The following is a 16,011-nucleotide window of genomic DNA, read 5'->3' as shown; positions in this document are numbered from 1 at the left end:
GTGCAATTATTTAATGAATTAAAAACATTGGGACACAAACATATAAAGGCTGATAAAAAAGCTGGAGAAAAGGTTCCATCCGGGATGTGGATCGCATGCCCAAAATGTCATCAGTCTTTCTATCATAAGGATCTGGGTGTTTACCAAGTTTGTCCCAATTGTGAATACGGTTTTAGAATTACTGCGCGTGAACGTTTAAAATGGTTAGTGGATTCTTTTTCAGAGATGGATGATTCTTTAAAGACAACTGACCCGCTAAAGTTCCCAAACTATCAAAAAAAGCTTTCTAAAGCGCGCGTACAGACGGGATTGAATGATTCTGTTTTGACAGGGATGGCTAAGATAGAGGACCAGCGCCTAGCATTAGGAATTATGGACCCTGCGTTTATCATGGGCTCAATGGGAACGATCACTGGTGAAAAAATAACACGCCTTTTTGAACGAGCAACACGTCAAAAGGTTCCTGTAGTTCTGTTCACCTCATCTGGGGGCGCAAGGATGCAAGAAGGAATTTTTTCATTGATGCAGATGGCAAAAATTTCGCAGGCGGTCAAACGTCACTCAGAAGCAGGATTACTATATATTACTGTCTTAACGGATCCGACAACTGGTGGTGTAACAGCTAGTTTTGCAATGCAAGGGGATATTATTTTATCTGAACCGCGTGTCTTGGTTGGCTTCGCTGGAAAACGAGTGATTGAACAAACAACGCATCAAAAGGTTCCTAGTGATCTGCAAGATGCTGAACGTGTACTAGAACATGGCTTCATAGATGCTATTGTTGCAAGAAAAGACATTAAGAAGAAGCTTGCATGGCTGCTTGAACTGCATAGCAAAGGGAGTGATGCAAATGGTTAGTTTACTTGATAAGAAAAAAACGGCTGCTCAAATTGTTGCTAATGCTCGCAGTGAAGAAAAAATGTCTGCCTACGAGTTGATTGATGGGATTTTTAGCGAATTTATGGAACTTCATGGTGATCGTTTATCAGATGATGATGCGGCAATAGTTGGGGGTATCGCTAAATTTAATGATACTCCAGTCACTGTTATTGCAACGAATAAGGGCAAGTCTGCAGAAGAACGTCTCAGAACACACTTTGGCTGCCCAGAACCCTCAGGCTATCGTAAATCGCTGCGGTTGATTAAACAAGCTGAAAAGTTTGGTCGTCCTGTTATTACGTTAGTAAATACAGCTGGTGCATATCCAGGCAAATCGGCTGAGGAAAATGGTCAGGGCGAAGCTATTGCCCGTAATTTACTTGAAATCAGCAGTGTCAAAATACCTGTTATTTCAATGATTTATGGTGAGGGTGGTAGTGGAGGTGCACTTGCTTTAGCTTGTGGGGATCGCGTCTGGATGTTTGAAAATAGCATGTATTCTGTTTTATCACCTGAAGGATTTGCGGCAATTTTATGGAAGGATAGCAGTCGAGCTGATGAAGCTGCGGATGTGATGCAGTTGACACCAGAAAAATTGCTTGAACAGCATATAATTGACGGTATAGTTCCTGAATCAAGATCACACAAACGTGTATTTAAAGCTGTTAAGAAGATATTGCAAAAAGAATTGATTGATTTGGAGAAGTTGACGTCATTTGAATTGATAGAGAAACGTCAGCAAAGGTTCCGCCAGTTCTAGGTTTTGATGGAGGTTGAAGAGATTGGATAAATTATTAAGCGGTAAAAAAATTCTGATAATGGGTGCTGCAAATAAACGGAGTATTGCTTGGGGCTGTGCACAATCAATGCTTGATAATGGTGCAGAGCTCATTTTTACGTATCAAAATGAACGATTGAAAAAAAGTTTGAATCGGTTAGTACAGGATGAGGATCGTCTGATTGAATGTGATGTTTCCAGTGATGAAAGCATTGAAAAAGCATTTGGTCAAGTAGCAGATCGCTTTGGAAAAATAGATGGGATTGTCCATGCAATTGCTTTTGCTAAGAAAGAAGAACTCGCTGGGGATATTATGAATTCTAGCCGCGAAGGGTATGCCTTGGCACAAAATATTTCTGCATACTCACTGATAGCAGTTGCAAAATACGGCATTAAAATATTAAATGATCCTGCTAGTATCGTAACATTAACTTATTTTGGTTCAGAACGTGCTATCCCTAACTATAATGTAATGGGAGTTGCTAAAGCTGCACTTGAAGCAAATGTTCGTTATCTGGCACGCGATATGGCAAAATATGGTGTTAGAGTTAATGCCATTTCTGCTGGAGCAGTTAAAACATTAGCTGTTACAGGGGTTAAAGATCATGGAGATCTGTTACGTTTGTCACGTGAGAGAACGGTCGACGGCGAATCAGTAACTACGGAACAAATAGGCGGAGCAGCTTCGTTCCTTGTAAGTGATCTTTCGACAGGTGTTGTTGGAGATGTTATTTACGTAGATAAAGGTGTTCACTTAATTTAAAAGTTCTTTGTTTCGCTAGAAAAATTAAGAACTTAATAAATTGTTTAAGTCTTACGCTTTTTTCAGGTTCTACATAAGATTTAAAGAATACTCGATACTTGTTAAAACTCTTTTTTACAAGTACACTGATGTTTATATAAGTGTAAAGATATTAAGTGAAAGTGGTGCAGCTAATTATGGATACAAGACAACAAGCACTCTTTATTATTTTCGGTGGAACAGGGGATCTTGCGAAACGAAAATTATATCCATCATTGTTTGAATTGTATGAAAAAGGTTTTTTAAAAGAAAATTTTGCTGTGATAGGTACAGCGCGTCGTCCATGGACTGATGAGTATTTCCAAGAAGTTGTTAGAAAGTCGGTAACTACGGATGGTACTTCCAAAGAAGATGCGGATGAGTTTGCACAGCATTTTTATTATCAGTCGCACAATGTCAATGATACGGAGCACTATGTAACTCTGCAAAAATTGGCTCAACGACTAGATGAAAAGTACAGTATTGGTGGCAATCGTTTATTTTATTTGGCAATGTCACCGCGCTTTTTTGGAACAATCGCTGAACATTTGAAATCGCAAAATATAGTAACAGATAATGGATATAATCGTCTTATAATCGAAAAACCATTCGGACATGACCTGCCAAGCGCAAGGGAGTTGAATGACTCGATTGGACGCTACTTTGCCGAAGATTCTGTTTTTAGAATTGATCATTACTTAGGTAAAGAAATGATTCAAAATATTGCAGCTGTTCGTTTTGGAAATAATCTTTTCCGCGCACTTTGGAATAATCGCTATATTGATAACATCCAGATTACGTTAAGTGAAGCACTGGGTGTCGAAGAGCGTGCAGGCTATTACGAAACAGCAGGAGCTTTGCGTGATATGGTTCAAAATCATATTTTGCAGATCGTTTCATTGCTAACAATGAATATGCCAGCTTCTTTTACTGAGACTGATATTAGACGTGAAAAGATATATGCGTTAAAAGCACTGCAAGTGTACACGCCTGAAGAGGTGCAAGAAAACTTTGTAAGAGCCCAATATGCGCAATCGCAAGGTCTTAAAGGCTATCGGCAAGAGGAGCAAATTGCAGATAATTCTCGAACTGAGACTTTTGTAGCAGGTAAGCTGTTTGTTAACAGCGAGAATTTTTCTGGCGTTCCGATATATATTAGAACTGGTAAACGACTCGCAAAAAAAACAACGCGCATTGATATTGTCTTTAAAGATGTTCCTAAGAATATTTTTGGGTCTGAGAAGCTTGGGAAAAATATTTTGACGATTATCGTAGAACCTGAAGGTGAGATCTACCTGCAGATGAATGTGAAAAAAGTTGGTCAGAATTTCGGTCTGCAGGTTCAAAAGTTGGATTTACTGCAGTCTGAAAGCGATAGTACTCCAATACCCGAAGCGTATGAAAAATTGATTTTAGATGCGTTGCGTGGAGATGCAACCAATTTTACACATTGGGAAGAAGTTGCATATTCATGGAAATTTGTCGATGCTATTCGTACTGCATGGGATAAGCAGGAAGATGCACCTGTTGAATACATTAGCGGATCAATGGGGCCACGTGAAGCGGATGAATTGTTAGCTCATGATGATCACAAGTGGATCTTCACTGCAAAAAAATAAGTATAATAAGCAAAGAGCTGCACCAGAATTAAGAAAATTTTTAGTCTGTTGCTAAGAGCATGATTGAAACTAGGATTTTATTGTGAACAAGGCAACAGTTAATTTAGAAAAAAACTTGTTGAAATATCCATTAAATGATTTCAAAACAAAGAAAGCTTGCAGTAGGCATTAGTCTGTTGCAAGCTTTTTTGTGTTGATAATAATTGAAAACGAACTAACGTTCTGATATGATTTAAGTATCAAAAATGGTTACAGGGTGGTAATAACTGTGGAATTGAAGCGTAAAATCGTACATGTTGATATGGATGCTTTTTATGCGTCAATTGAAATGCGCGATCACAAGCAATATAAAAATCAACCGCTTGTAATCGCACGTGATCCACGTCATACGGGGGGAAAAGGAGTTGTTACAACAGCTAATTATGTGGCTCGTCGTTTTGGAATACACTCGGCAATGAGTGCGCATGAGGCATATGGGCTTTGCCATCAGGCTGTTTTTATTACACCGGACTTCACTAAATATAAGAGTGTATCAAAGGAGATACATGCTATTTTTCATGAATATACTGACAAAGTCGAACCAATTGCTTTTGATGAAGCATACCTGGATGTGACAGAGAATAAAAAGAAAATAGGTTCGGCCTTACGAATTGCTCAATTGATTCAGCAGGAAATCTTTGCGAAAACAAAGCTAACCTGTTCAACAGGAATTTCATATAATAAATTTTTGGCAAAATTAGCTTCAGATTATCATAAACCAGCAGGTCTTACATTGGTTTTGCCTGAAGAAGTTAACTCGTTTTTGTCTGATTTGCCAATTGATAAATTTCGTGGAGTTGGGAAGAAGACTGCGCCTAAAATGCATCAGTTGGGAATTGATACAGGGAGTGATCTTTTTGAGTGGGGTGAAGTAGATCTGATTTCAAAATTCGGAAAAATGGGTCAGATCCTTTACCAAAGGGTACGCGGGATTGATGAACGGCCGGTCGAGTGGAAAAGAAAACGAAAATCAATTGGAATTGAGCGAACGCTTAATCAGCCACTAAAAAGTTCTGCCGAGGTTGATGACAAGTTGGATTTTTTAGCAGCTAAACTTGCAGAAACTGTACAACAAAAGCAAAAACATGGGAAAACACTCGTACTGAAACTTAGAAATAGTCAGTTTGAGACAATGACTAAACGAATAACTTTTGACGATTATTTAGTAAACGAAAAAAAAAATTTTGTATTTTGGGGCAGACAGTTGTTTGATCAAATGCAACCTAGTGAAATTGATGTCCGCTTGTTAGGGCTAACCTTAACTAACATCGATGAACTGAGATTTGAAAACATTAAATTGCCATTATGGAAAGAGTAGCGGCTTTGTAATTGCTAGTCTTTATAGGTATACTTGTAATGTAAGTTAGTATTTGGGAGGTGTAGCTGATGAAAGTAATATGGCATGGACATGCGGTTATTGAAATTGTTACTGAAAACAAGACTAATATTTTGATTGATCCGTTTATTACAGATAATCCAGCAACGGATCTGAAAGTTGAGGAATGTCGACCGAATTTCATTTTGGTGACACATGCTCATTTTGATCATGTAGGAGATACTGTTGAGATTGCACAGAAAACTGGGGCAACAGTAATCGCAATTACTGATTTGGCGGCGTATTTTGGTGAAAAAGGACTTAAGGCTTATGGTATCAATTTTGGCGGTTCTTTGAAAACTGACTTTGGTTCGGTCAAGCTTATCCCAGCTTGGCATACAGCGGCGCTTCCACAAAATGGAAATACTCCGCGTACTTTGGGCGTTGCCGCTGGTTTTGAATTGCATATTGATGGAAAAGTTTTATATGATGCGGGGGATACAGCACTCTTTTCAGATATGCAATTGGTCAATGGCGGAAGTGGAGTTGATTTGGCATTTTTGCCGATCGGCGATTACTTTACGATGGGACCGGAAGATGCAGTTCGCGCTGCATCATTCGTTAAAGCCAAACATGTACTGCCAATTCACTACAACACTTTTCCACAGATAAAACAAGACGCTGCGGCATATATTAATAAGTTGGCGTTTGGGGTCGGGATAAAGGCCACTGTAGGAAAATCTTTTGAAATTTAAGGAGAACTAGGATGTCGATAGAAACAAATATTCTTGAGCAGATAAAAAAGTACGAAACCATTATTATTCATCGCCACCAGCGGCCAGATCCTGATGCATATGGATCACAGTGTGGGCTTGCAGCTATTATTCGAATGAACTTTCCTGATAAAAAAGTTTATCAGGTAGGTGAAAATGTTCATGGGCTTTCTTGGATAGCAGAGCAGGAAAAAATTGAAGACGATACTTATAAAGAAGCACTCGTAATCGTCACAGATACGGCTAATCAGCCTCGAGTTGATGATAAACGTTATACAAAGGGAAAATATCTGATCAAGATTGATCATCATCCTAATGAAGATCCTTACGGAGATATCTGTTGGGTCAATCCGCATGCATCAAGTTGCTCTGAAATGATTATGGATCTTGTGAACGCGGTCGAGGGTCAGCTTACTGTACCTGATGATGCTGCGCGAATGTTGTACGCCGGAATTATTGGAGATACTGGAAGATTTATGTACGATGCTACAACACCTCATACGATGCGAATTGCTGGTCAACTAATGGAGCATGATTTTGAAGCTGCAAAAATCAATCAAAAGCTAGATAGCATTGCATTGCCGGTAGCACGATTGGCAGCTTATGTTTATGAAAATATGACTATTACGGAGAATGGTGCAGCGTACATTGTACTGCCGAGAGAGATCTTGGAAAAATTCGAAATAAAGGATGCAAGCACTGCTCCAATCGTACCGTTACTTGGTAAAATAATTGAAGTCAAGTGCTGGACGATTCTTGTTCAGCAGAAAGATGGTTCTTTTCGACTGCGCATTCGCTCAAAGGGACCCGTTATTAATGAGCTTGCTAAAGAGTATGCAGGTGGAGGCCATCCGTTAGCTAGCGGGGCTTTTATGCCTGATGGAGAAAAAATACCAGAATATATTAAAAAGCTGGATGCAATAGCAGCCGGCTATACAGGAGAATCTAATGATTAATTCGTTTAAGGAATTCGGTTTTCAACCTTTTCTTGAAAAAGCTTTAGACAAAATTCATTTCAAAGAACCAACTGAAATTCAGAAGAGACTTATACCGGTCATAATGAATGACCAAAGTGTGGTTGGACAGTCGCAAACAGGGAGTGGTAAGACACATACTTTCTTATTGCCAATTTTGAATTCAATTGATGTAAACAATAAAAGCGTTCAAGCCGTCATTACAACACCGAGTCGTGAACTTGCATATCAGATTTATGAGGCTGCGAAACAACTGACTGAACAGGGAGACCAGCCGCTTATGGTGCACAATTATGTTGGTGGCACAGACAAACAGCGTCAAATTGAAAAATTGCATCATCATCAGCCCCAATTAGTGATTGGAACTCCAGGGCGAATACTTGATTTGGTTAGCAGCAATGATTTGGACATTCATAATGCCCAATATATGGTTGTTGATGAGGCCGATATGACCTTAGATCTTGGTTTTCTAAAAGACGTTGATGCAATTGCTTCAACTTTGCCAAAAGACTTGCAGATGCTGGTTTTCTCTGCAACTATCCCGGCTAAACTCAAACCATTTTTACGTAAATATATGCAAGATCCTGTTATTGAAGTCGTTGAAAATAAAACAGTTATTAGTCCAACGGTTGACAACTGGCTGCTTTCCACTAAGGGACGAGATCGAAATGGTATAATATACCAGTTGTTAACAATGGGACAGCCATACTTGGCTTTGATTTTTACCAATACTAAGACACGAGCAGATGAGTTGACTGATTACCTACGTGCACAGGGGTTGAAGGTAGCAAAGATACATGGGGATATTCCTCCTAGGCAACGGAAACGCGTTATGCGAGAAGTTCAAAATCTTGAATATCAGTTTGTTGTTGCTACCGATTTGGCTTCAAGAGGGATCGATATAGAAGGCGTTTCACATGTTATCAATGACGACTTGCCCGATGACCTTGAATTCTTTATTCATCGTGTTGGTCGTACTGGACGTAATGGCATGTCTGGGATAGCGATTACGCTTTATACTCCAAATGATGATGCAAAAATTTCTGAACTTGAACAGATGGGTGTGAAATTTAAACCCAAAGCATTAAAAGATGGGGAAATTGTTGATTCATACGACCGAGATCGACGTCAAAAGCGCAAGGTCAAGAAGGAACAGCTTGATGTGAATCTGATTGGATTAGTAAAAAAAGAGCGCAAGAAGCGTAAACCTGGGTATAAAAATAAAATTAAAAGAGCAATCAAACGTAAAGAGCAGCAAGATCGAAAAATTTCACGCAGACAAAAAAAGCGTTGATAGTAAATTCAGGTATGATTGACAATTTAGTTTATTTTGGATATACTTTGGGAGAATTCAGGATATACTTGAAAGATATGTTATTTGAAGAGAAGGCCTGTTTTGGTGTGAGGGTCAATAACTACTGTTCAAGAGCTGCCTGTAAAGATTGAATAAACGTCACTCAACGTTATCGAGTTTAAAGAGGTAAACGACAACATCGTTGCAAGTAAGGTGGTACCGCGCAGAAAGCGTCCTTACTCGCAACGGTGTTTTTATGTTTATCGATAAGAGGAAGGATGTAATTTTAGGGATGAAAGAACTATCGAGTTCACAGATCAGACAGATGTACTTAGAGTTTTTTAAAGAAAAGGGACATGAAGTCATGCCTAGTGCTTCATTGGTTCCGCATGATGATCCAACCTTGCTGTGGATTAATTCTGGTGTTGCGACGATGAAGAAATTTTTCGATGGAAGTGTTGTCCCGAAGAATCCGCGTATTACTAGTTCGCAAAAAAGTATACGGACTAATGATATTGAAAATGTTGGACACACAGCACGGCATCATACATTGTTTGAAATGCTGGGTAACTTTTCTGTAGGTGATTATTTTAAAAAAGAGGCTATTTCATGGGCGTGGGAATTATTAACAAGCCCAGAATGGTTCGCAATGGACAAGGAACGTTTGTATGTGACTGTGTATCCTAAAGACACTGAAGCAAAACGTATTTGGCAAGAAGTTGCCGGAGTATCAAAAGATCATATTTATGAAGTTGAGGACAACTTCTGGGATATCGGTCAAGGTCCTAGTGGCCCAGATTCAGAAATCTTTTATGATCGCGGTCAAAAATTTAATAATTTGACAGAAGATGACCCAGAAAATTATCCTGGTGGGGAAAATGAACGTTATCTAGAAATTTGGAACATTGTCTTTTCTGAGTTTAATCATAAACCAGATGGAACATATGAACCTCTTCCCCATAAAAATATTGATACAGGGATGGGACTAGAACGTGTGGTTTCAGTTTTTCAAAATGCTCCAACCAACTTTGAGACTGATCTCTTTTTACCAATTATTAAACAAACAGAAGGATTTAGTGATGGAAAAAAATATGGTCAGGTAAAGGAAGATGATGTATCCTTTAAAGTTATCGCTGATCACATTAGAGCTGTCACATTTGCAATTGGAGACGGTGCGATCCCTTCTAACGAAGGAAGAGGTTATGTTATCCGACGTTTGATTAGAAGAGCTGTTATGCATGGACAGAAACTTGGAATAGGACAAGCCTTTCTATACAAACTCGTGCCCGTTGTTGGGAAAATTATGCAGTCGCATTATCCAGAAGTACTTGCACAAGCTGATTATATCGCTAAAATTGTCCGCAGCGAAGAAGACCGCTTTAATGAAACTTTGAAAGATGGGCTTGAGTTACTCAATGAAATGATTGCAGAAGCTAAGGAAAAAGCAAGCAAGGAATTATCAGGCAAGACGGCGTTTAAATTATACGATACGTATGGTTTCCCAATTGAATTGACTAAAGAATATGCGGATGATCAAGGCATGAAAATCGATCAAGCCGGTTTTGATGAAGAAATGAAGCATCAAAAAGAGCGAGCTCGAGCAGCACGCGGTAGTGCTAAATCAATGGGAGTACAGAAAGGTCTTTTAACAGACATTAAAACCGAAAGCAATTATGTTGGCTATGACCGTTTGAGAGCCAACGGGATCCTAAAGGACATTATATGTGAAGACAAACTTGTCGATAAAGTTGAAAGCGGCTCTGCTCAGCTGATTTTTGATCAAACTCCATTTTATGCAGAGATGGGTGGTCAAGTTGCAGATACTGGGGTCATCAAAAATACTGAAGGCACAACGGTCGCTGAAGTGACAGATGTACAGCACGCCCCAAATGGTCAGAACATGCATACTGTTAGGATATTACTTCCTTTGGTTAAGGAAAAAGAATACATTCTTGAAGTAAATAAACAGCTACACGATAAAACACGCAAAAATCATACAGCAACGCATTTGCTGGATCAAGCACTTCGTGATGTATTGGGGTCACATACACATCAGGCTGGATCATTAGTGGAGCCTGATTACTTGCGCTTTGATTTTACAAATATTGGTTCCGTAACCAAGACAGATTTGGCTAAAATTGAGAAAATCGTTAACGAAAAAATTTGGGCAAATATTCCTGTACAGACAGTTGAAACGGATTTTGAGTCGGCTAAAAAGCTTGGTGCGATTGCGCTGTTCACTGAAAAATACGGTGATATTGTCCGTGTCGTAAAAGTCGGCGACTACTCAATTGAGTTGTGTGGTGGAAATCACGTTGATAATACCAACGAGTTGGGGCTGTTTAAAATCACTTCTGAATCTGGTGTCGGTGCTGGTGTCAGACGAATTGAAGCAGTAACTTCAAAGGAAGCATATGAATTCCTTGAGGGACGCAATCAGTTGCTTGAAGGCATCAGTGTACAGTTAAAAATTGCACAACTGAAAGAAATTCCACACAAATTAGAGCAATATCAAGCACAAATTAAAGATTTAGAACAGCAAAAGCAGGCATTGGAAGCCAAGTTTGCACAACAACAAGCTGGTTCGATCTTTAAGAATGTTGAACACATTAACGGTAAGACGCTGATTAAAGCTCAAGTCAAAGTTTCTGGCATGGCTCAGTTACGTCAGCTAGCTGATCAATGGAAATCCAAAAAGTATTCAGATATACTGGTACTCGCAACTGTGACGGAGGATGGAAAAGTTAATTTGATTACGGCGGCTAGTGATCAAGCAGTCAAAGCCGGTCTTAAAGCTGGTGATCTAATCAAAACAATTGCCCCTGCTGTAGGCGGTGGCGGTGGCGGACGTCCTGATTTGGCCCAAGCTGGTGGTAAAAAACCAGCAGGAATAGCTGATGCATTAAAGGCAGCTAGCAAATGGGTGGAACAAAAAGCTTAAGGATTCGTTCCCTGTTTTTCAATTTTAAAATGCGTATTTTCTTATGGCTTGGAGAATTATTTCTCTTAAGTCATATTTATTAGAGAAATTCCATTTGACAGTTGTGTTACGGAATGATTACAAGCATGTGTTTTGATTGTGACAATCTTTTTTCTCTAGTAGAATGAAACTAGGAGTTGTTATGCATGCGGAGGTGCTTGCGATGAGTTCATTAGATAAGACAATGTATTTTGATTTTGAAGACGGTCGCCGAAAAGGTGTACATGAGACTTTAGACACTGTATATAAGGCATTGGAGGAAAAAGGATATAACCCGATAAACCAGATTGTAGGATATCTGTTATCTGGAGATCCTGCTTATATTCCTCGTTTAAATGATGCGCGCAACTTAATCCGAAAACATGAACGTGATGAAATAGTTGAGGAATTGGTTCGATCATATCTCGACAAGGGGGAAATTAAGTGACGCGCTTAATGGGCTTAGATGTTGGCTCGAAAACAGTTGGAGTTGCAGTTAGTGATCCATTAGGCTGGACAGCTCAAGGTGTCGAGATTGTTGCGATAAATGAGAATGAGGAAGAGTTCGGAATTGAGCGAATTAAGGAATTGGTTAAAAAGTACGAGGTAATTGGTTTTGTACTAGGTCTTCCCAAAAACATGAACAATACCTCAGGGCCGAGGGTGGATGCTTCACGTAAGTATGGTTCTCTACTCAAGGAAACATTTGACTTACCTGTAGATTATCAGGACGAACGGCTGACAACAGTTGAGGCCGAGCGCATGTTAGTGGAGCAAGCTGATACATCACGGAAAAAGCGGAAAAAGGTTATCGATAAGTTAGCAGCAGGTTTGATTCTGCAGAACTATCTAGACCGTAAGGGTCCCTTACTTGGAAATAACTAGAAATGAGGAATATCCATGGACGAAAAAGACAATTTGATCACGCTTGTAGATGAGAAGGGCAATGAAATGTTATACAAAATTTTATTTACCTTCGAATCTGATGATTATGGAAAGTCGTATATCCTGCTGGTTCCCACTGATTCACAACCAGAAGAACAAGTAGATGTACTTGCATTTTCTTTTGATCCAGATGAAAACGGCGAGGCAAACGATGCTGACTTGCATGATATTGAGAGTGATGAAGAATGGGAAATGGTTGAAGGAGTTCTCGATACCTTTCTTAACGACGAAAAAATGCAATAATTGCTGTTAGAAGCAAATGGGTAGAGTCTGTATCTTTTAAGACTCTATTTTTTATTATGAAAAAATTAAGCAGGGACGCGTCAAACATTAGTTTTGTCCCCCCAATATTTATGCTAAAATTGACTAGTGTATTCTGAATTGAAGGAGGTCAATAAAATGTCTGAGGGAAAAAGACGTTTTAAAGCCCATATCGATGGTAAAGACTACATTATTATCGGTGAAAGCAGTACCGAACATATGGAAACTGTTGTAAAACTAGTAGATCAGCAACTCCAGGAGATCAATAATTTGTTACCGAATCTAAGTAAGGAAAGGGCATCGATTTTATTAGCGATTAATGCTGTCTCTGACCAAATATATAAGCAAGAAGAGTTAGATCGGTTAAAGAAGCAAATTGACGATACTAAGTAGGTGAAACGATGTTTATATCTTTGTTAATAATTGTAGTATTGGTTTTTGCATATCTAAGGGGTGCTAGACGAGGATTTTTTTTAACTTTAATGAATCTTGTTGGAATTGTAGTTTTATTTATAATTGCGAACAAATATGCGGATACGGTGAGTTCGTGGCTAAAAAATATTTTCGCATTTTTTACGGAAAAGACTTCGTGGAGCGAAGCAGGAAATTCTGCACTGTCAGGCAGCACATTATTTTATCATGGAATTGCATATTGGTTGATTATTATTCTGGGGGGAATTATTTTTGGATCAATTGCACGCAAGTTGAATTTACTGACACATCTTCCTGTTGTTAGTCAAATCAATGCAATTGCAGGTGGAGTACTCTCATTAGTAATCGCCTACCTGCTGATTTTTGCCAGCTTATTGATTTTAGTTGGCTGGCCAACTGAAAACGTCAGTCGAAGTGTCAAGAATTCACCTGTTGCAATGTATATTCTGAAAGAAACACCAATTGTTTCGCAAAACTTATATCAGAAGTATTTGCAGCAGTCAAATGAATAAAAAGGGGGTGCAAAAGATGAACGAGAAGGCGTTAGAGGTTCTGGAATATAATAAAGTAATCAAAAAAATGTTTCAGTTCATCGTTACTCCTATGGGTGAAAGAAAAGTACGGAATTTGCGGCCAGTCAGCGACCTCACTAAAATTAAAGAAGCTTTAGCGCAGACAAAGGATGGTGCTGATATTCTACGGCTTAAGGGTGGAATTCCACTCCCTAAATTGCATAATATCCAGCCATACTTAAAAAGGTTGGATATTGGAGCATCACTGAATGGGAAAGAACTAGCTGCTATTGGTCGAGTTTTACGTGCAACAAACGAGGTTAGACGTTTCTTTGTTGATTTAGATGATGAAAATGTTGAACTGGAAGAGCTTTACAAATTAACAGATAATTTACAAGTCTTGCCTGAGATAAATAAACGCTTGCTTGAAGCTGTGGAAATAGATGGACATGTTACAGATGAAGCATCAAGCCTTTTACGCAGTATTCGAAAATCAATTACAACGACAGAAAATCAATTACGCGACCGCTTGTCTGATTTTATTCATGGGAGTTCTGCCAAGTATTTGAGTGATGCGGTTATCACAATCAGAAATGACCGTTACGTTATTCCCGTAAGGCAAGAGTATCGCCATCAATTTGGTGGAGTTGTTCATGATCAAAGTTCATCAGGGCAGACTCTATTTGTTGAACCAAAGGCCATTGTTGAGTTAAACAATCGCTTGAAACAGCAGCAGCTGCAGGAAAAAGAAGAAATAAGGCATATTTTACAAGAACTGTCTGAATTGGTTGCACCTTATACTTCAGAATTAGAAAATAATGCTGATATTTTAGGAACTTTTGATTTTGTTAATGCTAAAGCCAAGTATGCGGCATCTATTAAAGCTACAGAGCCGCAACTGTCCGCGGAAAATGATATTTATTTAAGGCAAGTCTGGCATCCCCTGTTGAATATGCAGGAGGTTGTCCGTAATGACATTACGCTGGGAAAAGATTATCAAGCTGTCGTAATAACCGGACCTAACACGGGTGGGAAGACGATAACATTGAAAACGCTTGGACTTATTCAAATGATGGGGCAATCGGGATTATTTATTCCAGCTTTTGAAGGTAGCCGGATAGGAATTTTTAAAGAAATTTTTGCTGATATTGGTGATGAACAATCAATTGAACAAAATCTTAGTACTTTTTCATCGCATATGACCAATATCGTTTCTATTCTTGAAGACATTGATGAACATTCGTTAGTTCTTTTTGATGAACTAGGAGCAGGAACAGATCCACAGGAAGGTGCAGCCTTAGCGATCGCAATTCTTGATGCGGTGGGGGCAAAAGGGAGTTATGTCCTTGCGACAACACATTATCCGGAATTGAAAGCATACGGATTTGACCGTTCACAGACAATCAATGCCAGTATGGAGTTTGATGTCAATACATTACAACCGACTTATCGATTATTGATCGGGATTCCCGGTAGAAGTAATGCACTTGATATTTCAAAAAGACTTGGGTTGGACGAACAGATTATCAGCCAAGCACGTCAGCTGACTCATAGTGATAGTCAGGACTTAAATGATATGATTCAAGATTTAGTTCAGAAAAGGCATATGGCTGAAGAAGAACATATCAGTTTGCAAAAAAATTTACAAGCGGCAGAAAAACTGCACGCAGATCTAGAGCAAGAGTATCAGAAATTTGACAACAGTCGCGCTGATCTACTCGAAAAAGCTAAGATGAAAGCCAATCAAATTGTTGAAACAGCTAGCCAAAAATCTGATAAATTGATCAGTGAGTTACGACGTATGCGTTTGAACGTCGGTACGCAAGTTAAAGAAAATGAGCTAATCGATGCTAAAACAAAAATGAACCGACTGCATCAACCAACAAATCTGCGAAAAAACAAGGTTCTACAAAGGGCTAAAAGACAGCAGGAATTTCACCCTAATGACGATGTTATGGTTAAGTCCTATGGTCAGCAGGGTGTTCTCTTGCAAAAGCTCAGCAAGAATGAGTGGGAAGTGCAGCTCGGGATATTGAAAATGAAAATTAATGAGAGTGACCTAGAAAAAATAAAGATTAAAGAAAACAATGCTGGAAGAAGTGCACGTTCAACTCTTAAAACAGCGAGTCAATCGCATGTATCACCTAACCTTGACTTGCGCGGTCAGCGATATGAAGAAGCGATGACCAACGTTGATCGTTACATGGATGCTGCTATTTTAGCTGGATACTCTTCCGTAACAATTGTGCATGGTAAGGGAACAGGTGCTTTACGGCAAGGAATTACTGATTATTTGACTCAAAGCCGAAGCGTAAAAAGTTTTAAGTTTGCACCGCCAAATGCGGGCGGCAATGGCGCAACAGTTGTTTACTTTAAATAAATGCTAGGCAGATAAATTGTTTTTTTGTATTCTTCTGTTATGATTTACTTACAAAAAGAAAGCTAGGAGG

Annotated in this window: 15 protein-coding genes; all 15 read left to right on the top strand. The window is 39.1% G+C overall.

The window, feature by feature from the left end; translation table 11 throughout:
• The 15 genes from accD (at window position 1) to FD20_RS01105 (ending at window position 15,941) form a co-directional block, all read left to right on the top strand.
• Window positions 1-858 (top strand): acetyl-CoA carboxylase, carboxyltransferase subunit beta, encoded by an 858-nt coding sequence (gene accD, locus FD20_RS01175; protein ID WP_057735729.1) that lies wholly within the window; start codon window positions 1-3, stop codon window positions 856-858.
• Window positions 851-1,639 carry a carboxyltransferase subunit alpha gene (accA, locus tag FD20_RS01170; RefSeq protein ID WP_057735727.1) on the top strand — a complete coding sequence of 263 codons (789 nt, stop codon included), beginning with the start codon at window positions 851-853 and terminating at the stop codon, window positions 1,637-1,639. Before accD ends, accA begins: the two co-directional genes overlap by 8 nt.
• Window positions 1,640-1,661: 22 nt before the next feature.
• The gene (gene fabI / locus FD20_RS01165; RefSeq protein ID WP_083489001.1) at window positions 1,662-2,420 is read left to right on the top strand and encodes an enoyl-ACP reductase FabI; all 759 of its coding nucleotides are present in this window, start codon (window positions 1,662-1,664) and stop codon (window positions 2,418-2,420) included.
• A gap of 176 nt (window positions 2,421-2,596) precedes the next feature.
• Complete coding sequence (gene zwf / locus FD20_RS01160) at window positions 2,597-4,057, top strand: glucose-6-phosphate dehydrogenase (RefSeq protein WP_083489000.1); 1,461 nt, start codon at window positions 2,597-2,599, stop codon at window positions 4,055-4,057.
• Window positions 4,058-4,331: 274 nt separating this feature from the next.
• Complete coding sequence (gene dinB, locus FD20_RS01155; protein ID WP_057735891.1) at window positions 4,332-5,414, top strand: DNA polymerase IV; 1,083 nt, start codon at window positions 4,332-4,334, stop codon at window positions 5,412-5,414.
• A 68-nt stretch (window positions 5,415-5,482) separates the two neighbouring features.
• Complete coding sequence (locus FD20_RS01150; RefSeq protein WP_057735726.1) at window positions 5,483-6,166, top strand: metal-dependent hydrolase; 684 nt, start codon at window positions 5,483-5,485, stop codon at window positions 6,164-6,166.
• 11 nt (window positions 6,167-6,177) lie between these two features.
• The gene (locus tag FD20_RS01145) at window positions 6,178-7,140 is read left to right on the top strand and encodes a DHH family phosphoesterase (protein WP_057735724.1); all 963 of its coding nucleotides are present in this window, start codon (window positions 6,178-6,180) and stop codon (window positions 7,138-7,140) included.
• Window positions 7,133-8,452, top strand: a complete 1,320-nt coding sequence (locus FD20_RS01140) for a DEAD/DEAH box helicase (protein ID WP_057735723.1) — start codon at window positions 7,133-7,135, stop codon at window positions 8,450-8,452. The genes FD20_RS01145 and FD20_RS01140 overlap by 8 nt, the downstream gene beginning before the upstream one ends.
• 292 nt (window positions 8,453-8,744) lie before the next feature.
• A complete protein-coding gene (alaS, locus tag FD20_RS01135; protein WP_057735722.1) occupies window positions 8,745-11,393 on the top strand; it encodes an alanine--tRNA ligase in 2,649 nt (882 codons plus the stop codon).
• A 202-nt stretch (window positions 11,394-11,595) separates the two neighbouring features.
• Window positions 11,596-11,859: an IreB family regulatory phosphoprotein gene (locus tag FD20_RS01130; RefSeq protein ID WP_034987905.1), complete on the top strand. Its 264-nt coding sequence runs from the start codon at window positions 11,596-11,598 to the stop codon at window positions 11,857-11,859.
• On the top strand, window positions 11,856-12,296 hold the full coding sequence (ruvX, locus tag FD20_RS01125; protein ID WP_057735720.1) for a Holliday junction resolvase RuvX: 441 nt from the start codon (window positions 11,856-11,858) through the stop codon (window positions 12,294-12,296). The genes FD20_RS01130 and ruvX overlap by 4 nt, the downstream gene beginning before the upstream one ends.
• 15 nt (window positions 12,297-12,311) lie before the next feature.
• Complete coding sequence (locus FD20_RS01120) at window positions 12,312-12,599, top strand: DUF1292 domain-containing protein (RefSeq protein ID WP_057735718.1); 288 nt, start codon at window positions 12,312-12,314, stop codon at window positions 12,597-12,599.
• Window positions 12,600-12,755: 156 nt separating this feature from the next.
• Entirely contained in the window at window positions 12,756-13,010 is a 255-nt protein-coding gene (gene zapA / locus FD20_RS01115; protein WP_057735716.1) for a cell division protein ZapA, read from the top strand.
• Window positions 13,011-13,018: 8 nt separating this feature from the next.
• On the top strand, window positions 13,019-13,561 hold the full coding sequence (locus FD20_RS01110; protein WP_057735715.1) for a CvpA family protein: 543 nt from the start codon (window positions 13,019-13,021) through the stop codon (window positions 13,559-13,561).
• Between the two features lie 16 nt (window positions 13,562-13,577).
• Entirely contained in the window at window positions 13,578-15,941 is a 2,364-nt protein-coding gene (locus FD20_RS01105; protein ID WP_057735713.1) for an endonuclease MutS2, read from the top strand.
• Window positions 15,942-16,011: the final 70 nt, after the last annotated feature.

It is taken from the genome of Liquorilactobacillus uvarum DSM 19971, from assembly GCF_001434935.1.
GTDB classification, from domain to species: domain Bacteria; phylum Bacillota; class Bacilli; order Lactobacillales; family Lactobacillaceae; genus Liquorilactobacillus; species Liquorilactobacillus uvarum.
Note: the sequence above shows the minus strand (reverse complement) of the source record. Positions and strands in the feature narration are given on the sequence as shown.

Excerpts from the sequence above, each read along its gene's own strand:
- FD20_RS01110 (WP_057735715.1), top strand. The coding sequence starts at position 13,019 with ATGTTTATATCTTTGTTAATAATTGTAGTATTGGTTTTTGCATATCTA.
- FD20_RS01140 (WP_057735723.1), top strand. The coding sequence starts at position 7,133 with ATGATTAATTCGTTTAAGGAATTCGGTTTTCAACCTTTTCTTGAAAAA.
- accA (WP_057735727.1), top strand. The coding sequence starts at position 851 with ATGGTTAGTTTACTTGATAAGAAAAAAACGGCTGCTCAAATTGTTGCT.
- zwf (WP_083489000.1), top strand. The coding sequence starts at position 2,597 with ATGGATACAAGACAACAAGCACTCTTTATTATTTTCGGTGGAACAGGG.
- FD20_RS01120 (WP_057735718.1), top strand. The coding sequence starts at position 12,312 with ATGGACGAAAAAGACAATTTGATCACGCTTGTAGATGAGAAGGGCAAT.
- FD20_RS01105 (WP_057735713.1), top strand. The coding sequence starts at position 13,578 with ATGAACGAGAAGGCGTTAGAGGTTCTGGAATATAATAAAGTAATCAAA.
- zapA (WP_057735716.1), top strand. The coding sequence starts at position 12,756 with ATGTCTGAGGGAAAAAGACGTTTTAAAGCCCATATCGATGGTAAAGAC.
- FD20_RS01150 (WP_057735726.1), top strand. The coding sequence starts at position 5,483 with ATGAAAGTAATATGGCATGGACATGCGGTTATTGAAATTGTTACTGAA.
- FD20_RS01130 (WP_034987905.1), top strand. The coding sequence starts at position 11,596 with ATGAGTTCATTAGATAAGACAATGTATTTTGATTTTGAAGACGGTCGC.
- FD20_RS01145 (WP_057735724.1), top strand. The coding sequence starts at position 6,178 with ATGTCGATAGAAACAAATATTCTTGAGCAGATAAAAAAGTACGAAACC.
- alaS (WP_057735722.1), top strand. The coding sequence starts at position 8,745 with ATGAAAGAACTATCGAGTTCACAGATCAGACAGATGTACTTAGAGTTT.